Raw genomic sequence first — 13963 nt, forward strand, 5'->3', positions numbered from 1 at the left:
CGCATTGAACGAAAAAACGATATGGAGCTATTCATAAAATGAACTATTATTATCACTTCCTCGTGAACCCTGCCTCAGGCAGTGGACGAGGAAAAAAAGCGGTGGAACGTGTGCAAAAAATTGTAAAAAAACATCGTTTCCCCCATCAAGTCTATGTAACAAAGTCTCCAGGTGATGAACGAACGATCACACGAAAACTCTTAAAAGAACGCCTCATTCCTTGGGATGAGGTCTATTTAGAAAACGGCGAGATGCTTTTTCCATTATTGGTGGTTATCGGCGGTGATGGAACGTTGCACCAAGTAGTATCAGAGTTACAACTTGAACAACAGCAAATCCCCGTTGCCTATATCCCTGCTGGTTCAGGAAATGATTTTGCTCGGAGTATTGAGTTGCCGCGGGAACCAGAAAAAGCATTTTGGAAAATTGCTGGTACTACTAAACCTCAAGAATTGACCATTATCCGTTATGAGGAGCAGATCCAAGAAGAAAATGGCATTGCCCTTAACAATGTCGGGATTGGTCTTGATGCGGCAATCGTCTATACCACCAATCACTCTGTGGCAAAAAGCAATCTAAATAAGTTTAATCTTGGCTCCTTTTCCTATATCGCTGCAATTATTCGGGTTTTGTTTCGCCAAAAAGGCTTCCCGATCTTAGTTGAGTGCAATGGGCAGCAGTTCAGTTACAAAAAAGCTTTTTTATGTACCACGACCAATCATCCTTACTTTGGCGGCGGTGTGGCGATTGCCCCAACTGCTTCAGTCAAAGAGAAAAAGTTTGATTTCGTTCTTGTCGAACGTGTGTCGCTTTTTAAGATTTTTTGGCTGATCGGCTTACTGATGCGAAAGAAACACATGAATTCACGTTACTTTCACCATCTTTCCACTTCGAAGCTGAGAATCATCTCCACCGTTCCTCAACATGGACAAGAAGATGGCGAGGAAATGGGGCAACGCCCCTTTGATATTACCTTTACCACGGCTTCACAATTATTCTGGTGCCCATAAAAAAACGATACAAATCGCTGCTGATTTGTATCGTTTTTCTATACGTTCGATCATTAATTTTTCGCCGAGTGGTATTGCCAACGACGGCTTCCTTCTCTTCCCAAAATAAATTGGAGCATTGAAAACACGGCAACAAAAGCGACTAGTACGAAGCCATTGAACCAAAAGGATTCTGTGAACGCTTGATTATAAGTGAGGGTTTCACTGATCAATGTATTGTTTTGTACAAACCAATAGGTTGGCGTAAACGCTGCAATTTTATTGACGATATCTGGCAGGAAATTCGCGGATACAAAGACACCACCGACAAAACAACTTCCTGTTATGAAGATATTGCTGATCCCACCGATTGCTTCTGAGTTTTTCACCAGGGAAGTGACACAAGCTGAAAAGCTGATAACTGGCAATAAAAACAAGAACGTATTCAAAATGTGGTACCAGGCTGCTGTATCCCAAGACGTGCGAATCACTAATAGCACCATCAGTAGTAGAAAGCCGAAGGTCAAGAGTAGCGAGTAGCTGATCAAACTTAGAAGGATTTTCCGCTGCAATACACGCTTCGGAAGTGGTGCACTCTGGTTTCGCTTGCTGATTTCTTTGCGATTGAATGCCAAGTTGATCACACCAAACCCGCTAAATACCGAGAGAAAGAGCCCATAAGACAATAAGTTAAAGGTCATGCCAGTCAACAGTTTTTTCATTCGCTGCCCATACTCTGCACTCAGCTTCACATCCCCTGTGACCGCCAGTGCAGATTGCGCTTGTTCTATTGCCGCTGCGACGGTTTTGCCTTCCTCCTGAAACAAAAGGACTGTTTGTAAAAAAGTGTTCACTTGCTGAGTGACGACTGTTTTAGAAAAGGCATCGGGTCGACTTTGAATCTCGATCGTCGGCATCTTGCCTGCCTCAACTTGATGAGTGAAATCTGCTGGCACATGCAAGACGATGTTTACACGATTAAAATAAAGCGCATCATCAATTTGTTTTTGCGAGGTGCCATCCAACGTGACCAAGGTTTGCTTTTCTTTTAAATAGGCTCGGAGACCATCCACGACAGGCGACTCCTCCTCACTGATCAAAGCAATTTTTGCCTCTTGCAAAGAGGTGTTTTCGACATCGATGCTTTGTGCATAAAAGAATGTGACAACAACAGTGATCAATACCCCAATCAGTAAGTTCGACTTATTTGCTTTAAGCAAAGTCCAAATCGTTTTATAAAGCGTCATAGCGCACCCCTCTTTCGACCCAAGCATTCCCGATGGCAAATAGGACGATAAAACCAGTCAGCCATAGAAGATTGGTATAAAAGCTAGTCAAATCTGTATAGTAGTACAATTGATACAGGCTTTCACTGATCAAATTGACGAGATTCACTTGCCCCAACAGTGGCACATGCAGATCAAGCCAATACTTGATTTGTTCCGAGCCCATCATCCCGGCAAAAAAGCTCATTGCCATCGTCACGGAGACCAAAATACCATCCTTTTGTACCAAATTCATTTTTGGTGTCAGATTTCCAATCAATGTCCCTAGCAAAATCGCACATAATGATCCTAATGCGGCAACCAGCAGTAACCACTGCCAACGATCGCCAAAGTCTACTTGATAGACAAAACGAAAGACGGCTAAAATAAGATAGATTTCGACTAACACAATCGTAAAACTTGCCGCTAAATTCGCACTTGAAACCAATGTCCGTTTCCTTGGTATCAAGGAAAGCCGAATACCATTCGCGGATTGATTGGCTTGCTGATCCTGGACATTGCGGACACCCCACATCGTCCCGTAGAGGATCGCCATCCCGATCAACGTAAAGAAATAGAAACTTTTGAAACTCATGTCACGATCAGCATTCACTTCTTGAAAAGTCGCTTCCTGCTCAAAAGCCGATAGAATTGGTGCCAGATCAAGGCTCTCAAGTTCTGCCGCTTTACTAGCAATGATCGCTGTGCGTTGTAAAAATTGATCCATTACGTTTTTCATCAACGACTGGCTCATGCCCGCTTGGCCCACATGCAGAGAAATGGTTTCATCATCAATCAGATAATACCCAGCTAAATCACCAGCAGTCAGCTTTTCAGCTGCCTCTGCCTCTTGTAATTCCTCGAGTTCAAATAATGGTTTTTCATTGATTTTTACTTGTTCAAGGACGGTGGAAAAATTTTCCGAAAGCGCTGTTTGATCTCCAGTCTTTACGATCCCCGTTGTGATCGTTTCAAGATTGCCCGCTTGATCGATCTCCCCGAAGGCAGCCATAAACATTAGACCTAAGAGGATAGGAAACGCCAACGTCCAAAACAGCATGGATTTATTTCGCAGCAATACTTTTGTGCGGTATTTATAAAAATGCCAAAACATTGTGATTCCCTCCTTTAGTCTCTCAATTCCTTGCCCGTGATCTCTAAAAAGACATCATTCAAGGTGGCTTCTTTGGTTGCAATTTTTCCATAAGTGATATGCTCTGCTTGTAAGAGCGTCAGAATCGGTAATAAAACTGTATTCAGCTCCGTCGTTGTTACTTCAAGCTGACCGTTTTTATAGGCGATCCCATCAGAAGCAATGGTTTGCTGAATCGTTGTCAATACAGGCTCAGGCAGTAAGGGGATATCGATGGTCAAACGATCCGCTGTCCGTACCATATCTTTTAGAGATTCCTTGGTTCCTTTAGCAATCACCTGTCCTTGATCCATAATCACGATCTGGTCACAAAGAATCTCCACCTCTTCCATGTAATGGGTCGTATAAACAATCGTCGCTCCTTGACGATTCAGTTCTTTGATACTTTCTAAAATTTTGTTCCGACTTTGAGGATCGACCGCTACCGTGGGTTCATCTAAAAAGATCAAGCGCGGCTTATGAGCGATCCCGCAGGCGATATTCAATCGTCGCTTCAACCCACCGCTGAGCTCGCCTGGGTGAAACGTCACAAAATTTTCCAATCCCACTAATTGAATCACTTCTTCGATCAAGGCTTGGCGTTTCTGTTTGTCAGCAACATATAAACCGCAAAAGTAATCGATATTTTCTTGCACACTAAGTTCTTCAAAGACGGCAACATCTTGAGGAACGACGCCAATCATTGCCTTGACGGCATAATTTTCCGGCGTCATGATTGATCCAAACAGTTTAATGGTCCCTTTGTCATAATTTAACAAAGAGAGCATACAGTTGATGGCGGTGGATTTTCCGCTCCCGTTTGGTCCCAATAATCCTAAAACTTCTCCTTCTTGAACTTGCAGATCAAAATGGTTCAACGCCACAAAATCACCATAGCGTTTTACTAATTTATCAATTTCGATAATCATGATGAAAAACTCCTTCCAAATTTCTTGTTAATCTGACTATAATAAAGTTCAAGGAAAGAAACTAGTGACGATTGGCTAAACCAACCATGACATTTGTCACAATGAAGGAGTCTCCTATGACGAACTATCGACCACTCACCGAAGCGGGCTTTTTCCTCGCTATCTCATTGTTCTTATTGGTAAACCAAGGATTTGTTGCTGTGCAAGTCATCTATCTGCTGATCGCTGTTTTATTTACTGGCGTCAGTTATTTGCTGCCTAAGAAACCAAGCTGGTTTTTTCAAGTTATTCTGTTGCTGCTATGTGCCTTTTGGCCAGCGCTTGCCCTCTTTTTGCCCGCAATGATGCGGGTGATCGCTCCAAAAGAAAGACAAGATGATGGTTTATTCCTATTAGGTTTTTTGTTGATTTCGACGGTTGGCAACCATTCACCCACTGAGCTCGCCTTTATCATCCTGTTACTGCTTTTCGCTTTTTATTTACGAAAAAAAGAGCAGCGAATGATCGATCTTGAGAAAAAATATATTGCTTCAAAAGATACCCATTGGGAAAAGCAGCAGCAGTTATCGGAACAAAACAAAGCATTAGCCCTGTCACAAGAGACAAAATTAGCCTTACAAATCGCGGAAGAACGAAATCGAATCGCGCGAGATATCCATGATAATGTCGGCCATCTACTTTCGAGTGCCATTTTACAAATTGGTGCGCTTGAAATGATCAATCAAGAGCCGAAATTAAATGTGCCGTTAGCAAATTTGAGTGCAACGGTTCACACTGGGATGGATCGCATTCGGCAAAGCGTTCATGATCTCCATGAAACATCGATTTCTTTTCCGCAGGCCATAGAGTTTCTGATTGCTGATTTCCCCTCTTCCGTAACGATTGAAGGAAACTTGTTTGAAGGATTGAGCGAAGCACAGCAAAACTGTTTCTTAATGGTCATCAAAGAAGCCTTGACCAACAGCATCAAACACAGTCATGCCAAAACCGTTGTCTTGCATTTTCGCACGCTGCCCGCCTTTTACCGTTTGCAGATCACCAACGAGGACGTCAATTCACCCCAAACTGCAAACAGCGGAATCGGTCTGAAAACGATGCGTCAACGGGTCCAGGAGCTGCAAGGTCAAGTTCATATTTTGCAAGAAAACCAACGCTTTCAGTTGACGATCATTTTACCAAAGGAGGAACACCAATGATTACTGTAGTCATTATTGATGATGACCCGTTTGTGACGACCTCGTTACAAACCATTCTTGAAAGCACAGAAGAGATTCAGGTGTTGGGTATCGGTCATTGTGCCAAAGACGCCATTGCTCTTTACGAAGCCCATCGTCCTGACGTTTTGTTGACCGACATCCGTATGCCGGAACAAACTGGGATCGCTGCTGCCAAAGAAATACTGGCTAAATTTCCGCAAGCGATCCTCTTGCTTTTGACCACCTTCAAAGATCAAGAATACATTCGTGAAGCCTTTTCTATCGGTGTCAAAGGATATTTGATCAAACAGAACCTGCAAGCGATCATCCCTTCTGTCAAAGCCGCATACAATGGGCAAGTCGTGTTTGGGAATGAGATCGTCGAGACCTTCACGCAAATGATGAAGAACCAACCAGCGATAGATAATCAAGCATCTTTTAGCGAACGTGAACTTGCGATCATCAAAGAAGTAGCAGCGGGTAAAAATAATAAAGAAATCGCCGATGCCTTGTATCTAAGTGATGGAACCATTCGTAATTACATCAGTCAATTACTAGAAAAGCTGGAGTTGCGGGATCGCACGCAATTAGCGATCTATTATTATCAGCATTTACAGTAAACCTCATCGATTGCAAAAAAGCCTGAAGAATGCGAAGCTGCATTCTTCAGGCTTTTTGTTTTCTATTCGAATATCCGACTGTCGTAGTTTTTTGGTGGACAAGCTATGGATTTCCAGGACTGCCAGGATTCGTTGGATTATTCGGTGTGTTAGGCGGAAAAATCGGTGCCTTATCTAACGTTTTTTCTAAGCCAGATTCTTCCCGATCGCCTCGTTCTGACTCAGGACTTTCATCCAATTTGAATTCTTTTTCTATCTCATCTAACTTTTTAAAGTCGTTGCCAGATTCTTTTGCTAATTTTGCTAATTTATCTTCGGTTTCTTTCGCCATAACGTAACGCCTCCTTTTGATTTTAGCTTAGCATAAGAAGCTAAAAAACCAAAAGAAAGCGCTCACTAACGACCCTTTTTTAGTATTTTCTCATCTTTGAATCATCCATTTTTTGTGGGCATAAAGTCGTATGGAGAACAATCCTTCATGCCAATCATTGGATCCACTAAATGCTTTTTGACCATCGTTAAAGTCAATACACCATCGTTTGGCGTTTCTTCGATGAGTGCTTCTTCCCCCGTAGTCCCTTCACTTAGAACCTTATCCCCTGACAGAGGCTTTGCCGTTTCTGTCTGATTTGATGCTGACGGCTCCGTCTCGGCAAAAGCAAACAAATCAAACCCACTATCTGAGGTCTTTTCTACCGCTTGCTTGTTAGCAGTAACTTCAGTGCTGGATTGCTCCTTTATCTTCGTCGAAGACGTTTTTACTTTCGTGTCAACAGAGGAATCATCATAAAATGGATCATCCGCTTCTTCAAATTGGGCCAATTTTGCTCGTTGCAACGGCGTCATTTTTTCTGTGCCATTGATGCGTTCTTTCAGCGTCGTTAAACGAGTCGCAGATTCGTGGTTGACACAAGTTTGGTACGCTTGTGGTTCACCAAGTAAAATCAGCATCTCTTTGCTGCGGGTCACAGCAGTATATAGCAAATTGCGCTGCAGCATGCGTTGGTATTGATGAACCATCGGCAAAATGACCATTTGAAATTCACTGCCTTGAGATTTATGGATCGAACAACAGTAGGATAACGTGATCTTGTTCCATTCATTCCGCTTATAGGTTACTTCGTTGGCATCAAATTGAATGACCAGCTCGTCGATCTTGTCTTCCGACTGTTTGGCTAGAGTGATCCCAACGATTTGCCCCATATCGCCATTAAACACGTTATCTTCAGGAGAGTTTACCAACTGCAAGACCTTATCGCCGATACGATACACCGTATCATTGAAGGTCACCTCTTTTTTGGTCCCATCATTGGGGTTAAAAATCTCTTGCATCATTTTATTAAGGGCATCGATACCCGCTGCCCCACGATACATCGGTGCCAACACTTGAATATCTTGCGGCGTGTAGCCTTTGTCTTTTGCCCGTTTCACGATTTGAGCGATCAACGGTTCGATTTTGTAAGCATCACACGCAAAGAAAGAACGATCTTTTTGGTTTTGTGTAAAATCAGCAGGCAGCTGCCCATTTTTTATGGCATGGGCGAGTGGAATAATACTTGACCCATCGCCTTGACGATAGATTTCCGTCAATTCTTGTTTCGGGATCGCATCGATCGCTAGCAAGTCATGAAGGACTTGCCCTGGTCCCACAGAAGGAAGCTGATCTTTATCCCCCACAAAAATCACTTGCATATTCGTAGGAATCGACTTAAAGAGGGTATTCGCCAGCCATGTATCCACCATAGACATCTCATCGACGATCAGTAAGCCGCCTTCTAATTCTTTTGGACTGATCGATGGCGCTTTTTCACGTCCGTTCAAGCCTAACAAACGATGGATCGTACCACTTGGCAAGCCAGTCGTTTCGTTCATTCGTTTGGCGGCTCGACCAGTCGGTGCTGCCAAGAGAATCGGAAAGGTTTCGTCGCTGTATTTTGATGGCTCTAAGTCCAAATCATTCAATTCAGCAAACAATTGTACGATCCCATTGATCACCGTCGTTTTCCCAGTACCAGGTCCTCCTGTCAAAATAAACAATGGCGAACGAATGGCTTCTTTGATTGCTTCTTCTTGCGAAGACCCATAGGTGATGCCTAAATGCTTCTCAATTTTTCGCAGCGTTTTGCTGATTTTTTTCTCAGGATACACGATCTCTTTTTTGCGGGAAAGCAAGCGTTCGATGGAACTAGCGATTCCCCACTCAGAAAAGTACAAACTGTTTTCATATAAACGAGTTTCTTCTTGCTGGATTTTTCCTTCCTCCACTAATTGAATGATCGTTGATGCCAGGTCGTCTGGCGCGATCTCAATAGGACGACTCGTCTCTAATAAACGCAGTGTCTGCTCTAACAAATCCTGGGCGTGGATAAAGGTATTACCCGTCTGCAGGGATTGGGCAAAGATCTGATGCAAGACTGCGGCTCGAAACCGTTGCGGTGACGAAGCTTCGATCCCTAGCTGCTCAGCGATGCCATCTGCGCGTTTAAAGCCAATGCCTTCAATGTCTTCCACCAGCTGGTAAGGATTTTCTTCGATAATTGCTAAAGCTTCATTTTTGTAGGCTTGGTAGATTGCAAAAGAAAGCTGACTACCAAAACCATAACGGCTCAAGCCAACGATCACTTGATCCATCCCATGATTTTGCCGAACGGTATCTAAAATCATTTTTTGCTTACTTTCATTCAATCCTGGAATCTGCTCCAACAATGTTGGTTCTTCCAACATCCGGTCGATCGCTTCTTCTCCTAAAAGATCAACGATTTTTTCAGCGGTCTTCTTACCGATCCCTGGAAATTTTTCTCCAGAAAGATAGGCGATCAACCCTTGTTCAGAGGTCGGTTGTTCTTGTTGGTAGCTTTCGGCCTTCAACTGAACGCCATACTTGGGATGATTGACCAGCTCACCAAAAAACCGATACTTTTCCTCTTCTTGGATTTCGCCGAAACTACCAGTAACGACGATCTCCGAGTCTTTGTAGTCGGCATTATTCTCAGTGACTTTAACTAATAGTACTTTATAAAAATTGCTGGGATTCTGGAAAAAGATGGCGGCAACATGGCCGACAAAAAACGTTCTTTCTGGAATCATGGTGCCGCTCCTTTCATGGTTTACAATAAAGCGTCTAATCCTGCCTGATTGCTTAAAAAGCTTGCTTCATTCCAAACTTTTAGTTCAAAAGGCAATACTTTTTGTTCATTCGTCTCTAATAAGCTAACGCTGTTATTGACTAATCCACCTTGCTCTCTTAATTCGGCTAATGGTTTGCCTGCAAGCCACTGTATAGCAGCCGTAAAGGATGCTCCATGACCGACGAACAATAATGGGCCTTCATGCTGCATCACCGCATCCATGACGACGGTCTCGATTCGGCTCAATGTTACTTGGATCGGCTCACCTTTAAAGGCACTGGGATCGTATCGATCCAGGTGATTACGCAAATCAGTCAGTTGTTGGGGATACTTCTCATGCATTTCATCGATGGACCGACCTTCCAATTCACCGAGTCCGATTTCTCGCAGGTTCTCATTATAAATGATTTCAACAGGGTGTTGGAGTCTTGCTTGGATCTCTTGAGCAGTCACTTTTGCTCGCAAAGATGTACTTGAGTAAATCTTCTCAAAAGGAATAGCTGCCAGATAATCACCGAGTAATTTGATCTCATCATAACTTTCTGGCAATAACGGCGAATCCCCCAGCATTCCTTGAAAGCGGCGTGCTTGGTTCCACTCTGTTTTTCCGTGACGGGTAAAGTATAATTGCATCGAAAAAGCCTCGCTTCTTAGTCTAATTTGTCGTTCTCGTAATGATGCGTCAATTCCAACTGCGGAAATCCTTGCTGCCGCAAAACTTCATAAATGATCAAGGCCGCCGTATTTGATAGATTTAGGGAACGAACGTGCTCATCATTCATGGGGATCCGCAAGCATTTTTCGGCATGCTCACGCATAAAACTTTCTGGAAGCCCCGTCGTTTCTTTCCCAAAAATGAAGAACTGATCGTCATCTGCGGTGTAATCGACATCAGAATACACGCGATTGGCAAATTTCGAGATCAGGTACAACGGACGCGCTCCTAAAAAGTCCATAAAAGCAGCTAAATCTTTATGATAGGTAATATTGACATCGTGCCAATAATCAAGCCCAGCACGCTTCAATTGCTTGTCATCCGTTGAAAAGCCTAAAGGCTCGATTAAGTGTAAATGAGTATTTGTTGCTGCACACGTCCGTGCAATATTCCCCGTATTGGCTGGGATCTGAGGTTCAAAAAGAACGATGTGATTCATAGATAAAAACTCCTTGTATATTTAAGATACTCAATTAATCAGCTATTCCGTTTTAACTAGCTGTTATTTTGTCTATAATTGAGCTAGACGCTATGGACTAGTATAACCTCCACCAGATTCCTTTGGAATACTGTTGTCGAAAGGCTCTGGCCACAGCTCTTTGTCACATTGTTAATAAGTTTGTTAGCGCATGACATCTGTTCGTGACGCTTGATTGATCACAAGGTTACATAGGCAAAGAGTAAGTGGAGCATAGCGTAAATTTTATCTGTCAGGAGTGGTCCTTATGTTGTACGTTGGAATAGATATTGCCAAGCACAAACATGACTTAGCGATCATTGATACTGAAGGAACGGTTTTTATCCGTCATCTTCAGATTGAAAATAATCGTGAAGGCTTTACGAAGCTTCAAATGACGCTTGCCAATTTGCAGAAAACAACCGGCGAAGAGATTCAAATCGCCTTAGAAGATACCGGTCATTATTGCTTTAATATCTTACGCTTCCTTCGGACGCAAGGGTACCCAACTTATAGCTATAATCCATACTTAATTAAAGAATTTGCCAAAAATCAAAGCTTACGAAAAACCAAAACCGATAAAAAAGACGCCATGACGATCGCTCGTAAATTACGAGCAGATCTTGATAAACAATCATTTAGTGCGAACCCCTCAATGATTGAGCTGAAATATTTAACCAGACACACAGCTAGATTAAGAGAGGACTGTACTCGAAAAAAAGTGAACTACACACGCATTTTAGATATTCTCTTTCCAGAATTAGCACCTTCTTTGGGTTCTTCTTCCGCGAAGTACCAATCCTATGTGTACGCAATCTTAAAAGAATACCCCTCTGCTAGAAAATTAGGAAATGCACACTTAACGAAGTTGACCAATCTCATTTCAACGCACTCAAAAGGTCACTTTGGAAAAGAACAGGCCGTCAAGCTCAAAACACTCGCGCAAACCTCTATTGGTCAAGAGTCGCCAGCGTTAGAATTTGAACTCCTTCAAACTATTGATGCCATTCAGTACCTTACAACTATGAGAGACAAAGCCGAGAAGGAAGTTGCTCGATTAATGAGTGAAATCGATTCACCTATTTTAACGATTCCTGGCATTGGTTTTAAATTAGGGAGTGTCATTCTCGCCGAAATTCGAGATATTAATAATTTCCGATCGCCGAATCAATTGCTTGCCTATGCAGGCGCAGAACCTTCCATCTCTACGTCTGGAATGAATCAGACTGAAACTGGTCGAATGGTCAAACGAGGTTCCTCTCAGCTTCGCTGGGCATTGCATGAAGCCGCCAGACTCATGTCTATTTGGTCTCCGTCTATGCGTGTCTATTTCCAGAAAAAACTAGCAGAAGGAAAACACTACAATGTCGCAATCAGTCATGTTGTTCGAAAACTGGTACGAATCATTTATCAACTACTGAAAGATAATAAGCCTTATGAGGAGCAGAAAATGATTGTTAACTGATCTTTTCAAAAATCCCCTTTGCCTAAGGGTTCTTTGTCATGCCTTCAAATAATGTCAAAACTACGTTATTCAAACTTTTCATTTTGTGCTTGACTTAATATAGTTTGTCTTTCGATCGGTTACTGCCGATCGGTTCTCGCATTGATTTGTGTCGTTAAACGTTACGTTTTCCATTGCATGCTCAGTAACTACTTCAATAACTTCTATAGTACCATATTTTGGCACGCTTGTTTTTCTAGAAACAACATTTTTTGGGCGCTTTTTTGGGCATAAAAAAAACGTACCAACTCGGTGTCGATCACTGCGAGTCGTTACGTTAGTGAAGCTCTTTTCACTAACTTTTATCAGAACAGGAACCTGATAAAAACCAATGAAAAATGACTTGAGAACAATATATCACTCCCATGGCATGATTGCAAGAGTAAATAACAAAAAAGTTCAAAATATTTTCAGGAAATTTTCGCAATCAACACCTCAACATCAACCGTAATCTGTGTCAAAGGGGTTTGTCGCAGCTTTTCTTTGCGTTCCTCCGAAGCCCCCCACTCTAACGGGGACATGGCAAGTAAATCTTGACGATTTTCTTCAGGGATCGCAAAAACATGCGTCACTCTTTGACGGGATGCGTTGGGATAGTGTTCAAAAAATTTGCTAACGACCCGTTCATTCGAATACTGCTGTTTTGTTTCGTTATCAGGATAAAAAGCGGCTCGTAGTTCTTTTAAATAGTCCGCCGCAGGAACCACTTTGATCAGCTGTCCGCCTTTTCTTAGAATGCGGTTAAACTCCCCATAATTTGACGGCGAAAATAGATTGAAAATCGTATCAAAGCTCGCTTCAGCAAACGGCAGGTTGGTCAGATCCGCCACACACCAAAAAGCTGGTACGTTTTGATTGGTTGCTAGATAGACTCCATCCTTGGCAATATCAAAGCCGACAGCCGCCTGAGTCTTTTCATTGACCAGCTGAGCCAGAAAACTGCCTTCCCCGCAGCCAACATCTAAAAGATGCTTAGCATCTCCCAAAGCTGCTTTGATGGTCTCAAGGACTGGTGTATACATGCCGCTAGCGATCATTCGTTGACGCGGCAAAAACAGTGCTTGATCATAATCTGCTTTGACTTGATGATCCAAAAAGAAAAGTGTGCCTTTCTTTGATAAGTCAAATCGATGACGATTTGGACAAACCAAGCCATTTTCGGTCGGGAAAAATGCTTGGCGGCACAATGGACATTCAAACAAGTGATAATGGGCGTTTAAAAATAGGCGCCCGCGATCGATTTTTTTTAACATTCAACTTCCCTCATCTCTGCTCTACTTTAGCATATTCTTGTGGTAGAATGCTAGTGGATAGAATAACAAATCAATTGAACACCCATCAAATGGAGGTAAATCATGTTAAAAGAATTTTGTGCAGAAAACTATACCAATATTCCCTTAGCAATCGCCCGAGGTGCAAAGCGCATCGAACTCTGTGATAATTTAGCAGTCGGCGGAACAACACCAAGTACCGGCGTGCAAGAAGAAGTTCTGCAATATACTGGCGAAAAAGGAATACCCGTTATGACGATCATTCGACCTCGGGGCGGTGATTTTGTTTACAATGATACAGAATTGAAAATCATGCATACCGACTTGATCGAAGCAAAAAAATTAGGAACAGACGGCGTTGTTCTAGGTTGCTTAACACCTAGCGGCTGGTTGGACGAAGAAGCATTGGAGCTACTGTTAGAAACCGCAGAAGGCTTGCAGGTTACTTTTCACATGGCGTTCGACGCGATTCCTGCAGCGCGCCAATTCAAGGCGATCGATTGGTTAGCTGAGCATGGGGTACAGCGGATTTTGACCCATGGTGGTGCTGCAGGCACTCCAATTGAAGAAAATTTCGATCGTCTGAAAGAATTGATCGCCTATGCTGGTGAGCGTTTAACGATTTTACCTGGCGGTGGCATTTCCTTTGAAAATGCCCAAGAAGTTGCCGACACACTAGGTGTAAAAGAAGTTCATGGAACCAGAATCGTTGACCTTAACGATTGAGCTTGAAGGACACAAAGAAATCCCCACAAAC

The 13963-nt window shown here is 42.8% G+C and carries 13 protein-coding genes; 5 read left to right on the top strand and 8 right to left on the bottom strand.

The features are described from left to right. Positions 1-38: 38 nt before the first annotated feature. Positions 39-1010, top strand: a complete 972-nt coding sequence (locus tag IGI96_RS00755) for a diacylglycerol/lipid kinase family protein (RefSeq protein WP_118215478.1) — start codon at positions 39-41, stop codon at positions 1008-1010. 53 nt (positions 1011-1063) lie between these two features. On the opposite strand, the gene IGI96_RS00760 is transcribed toward IGI96_RS00755, so the two are convergent. The 3 genes from IGI96_RS00760 to IGI96_RS00770 are packed head-to-tail and all read right to left on the bottom strand — an operon-like array spanning position 1064 to position 4315. Next, positions 1064-2236, bottom strand: coding sequence for an ABC transporter permease (locus tag IGI96_RS00760; protein WP_438784781.1), 1173 nt, complete (start codon positions 2234-2236; stop codon positions 1064-1066). Then, positions 2223-3368 (bottom strand): ABC transporter permease, encoded by a 1146-nt coding sequence (locus tag IGI96_RS00765; RefSeq protein WP_016610844.1) that lies wholly within the window; start codon positions 3366-3368, stop codon positions 2223-2225. The genes IGI96_RS00760 and IGI96_RS00765 overlap by 14 nt, the downstream gene beginning before the upstream one ends. 14 nt (positions 3369-3382) lie before the next feature. After that, on the bottom strand, positions 3383-4315 hold the full coding sequence (locus tag IGI96_RS00770; RefSeq protein WP_015509966.1) for an ABC transporter ATP-binding protein: 933 nt from the start codon (positions 4313-4315) through the stop codon (positions 3383-3385). 86 nt (positions 4316-4401) lie between these two features. Here IGI96_RS00770 and IGI96_RS00775 point away from each other — a divergent pair, with 86 nt between their 5' ends. Together IGI96_RS00775 and IGI96_RS00780 are read left to right on the top strand one after the other, a co-directional pair. Then, complete coding sequence (locus tag IGI96_RS00775) at positions 4402-5511, top strand: sensor histidine kinase (RefSeq protein WP_016610843.1); 1110 nt, start codon at positions 4402-4404, stop codon at positions 5509-5511. Further along, positions 5508-6131, top strand: coding sequence for a response regulator transcription factor (locus tag IGI96_RS00780; RefSeq protein ID WP_005229739.1), 624 nt, complete (start codon positions 5508-5510; stop codon positions 6129-6131). Before IGI96_RS00775 ends, IGI96_RS00780 begins: the two co-directional genes overlap by 4 nt. 103 nt (positions 6132-6234) lie before the next feature. On the opposite strand, the gene IGI96_RS00785 is transcribed toward IGI96_RS00780, so the two are convergent. From IGI96_RS00785 to trmL, 4 genes are all read right to left on the bottom strand, one after another. Beyond that, a complete protein-coding gene (locus IGI96_RS00785) occupies positions 6235-6462 on the bottom strand; it encodes a cold-shock protein (RefSeq protein ID WP_270288081.1) in 228 nt (75 codons plus the stop codon). Between the two features lie 101 nt (positions 6463-6563). Next, positions 6564-9218: an SF1B family DNA helicase RecD2 gene (gene recD2, locus IGI96_RS00790; protein ID WP_270288082.1), complete on the bottom strand. Its 2655-nt coding sequence runs from the start codon at positions 9216-9218 to the stop codon at positions 6564-6566. A 20-nt stretch (positions 9219-9238) separates the two neighbouring features. After that, entirely contained in the window at positions 9239-9892 is a 654-nt protein-coding gene (locus IGI96_RS00795; RefSeq protein WP_118215474.1) for a histidine phosphatase family protein, read from the bottom strand. Positions 9893-9909: 17 nt separating this feature from the next. Then, a complete protein-coding gene (gene trmL, locus IGI96_RS00800) occupies positions 9910-10413 on the bottom strand; it encodes a tRNA (uridine(34)/cytosine(34)/5-carboxymethylaminomethyluridine(34)-2'-O)-methyltransferase TrmL (protein WP_015509970.1) in 504 nt (167 codons plus the stop codon). Between the two features lie 286 nt (positions 10414-10699). Here trmL and IGI96_RS00805 point away from each other — a divergent pair, with 286 nt between their 5' ends. Further along, on the top strand, positions 10700-11896 hold the full coding sequence (locus IGI96_RS00805) for an IS110 family transposase (RefSeq protein WP_438784782.1): 1197 nt from the start codon (positions 10700-10702) through the stop codon (positions 11894-11896). A gap of 449 nt (positions 11897-12345) precedes the next feature. Here IGI96_RS00805 and IGI96_RS00810 read toward each other — a convergent pair whose 3' ends face one another. Then, complete coding sequence (locus IGI96_RS00810) at positions 12346-13188, bottom strand: methyltransferase domain-containing protein (protein WP_270288083.1); 843 nt, start codon at positions 13186-13188, stop codon at positions 12346-12348. A gap of 102 nt (positions 13189-13290) precedes the next feature. Between IGI96_RS00810 and IGI96_RS00815 the strand changes: the two genes are divergently transcribed. Continuing rightward, the gene (locus tag IGI96_RS00815) at positions 13291-13932 is read left to right on the top strand and encodes a copper homeostasis protein CutC (protein ID WP_270288084.1); all 642 of its coding nucleotides are present in this window, start codon (positions 13291-13293) and stop codon (positions 13930-13932) included. The last annotated feature ends 31 nt before the right edge of the window (positions 13933-13963 follow it).

The sequence above is a fragment of the Enterococcus sp. DIV0421 genome, assembly GCF_051713745.1.
Classification (GTDB): domain Bacteria; phylum Bacillota; class Bacilli; order Lactobacillales; family Enterococcaceae; genus Enterococcus_D; species Enterococcus_D casseliflavus.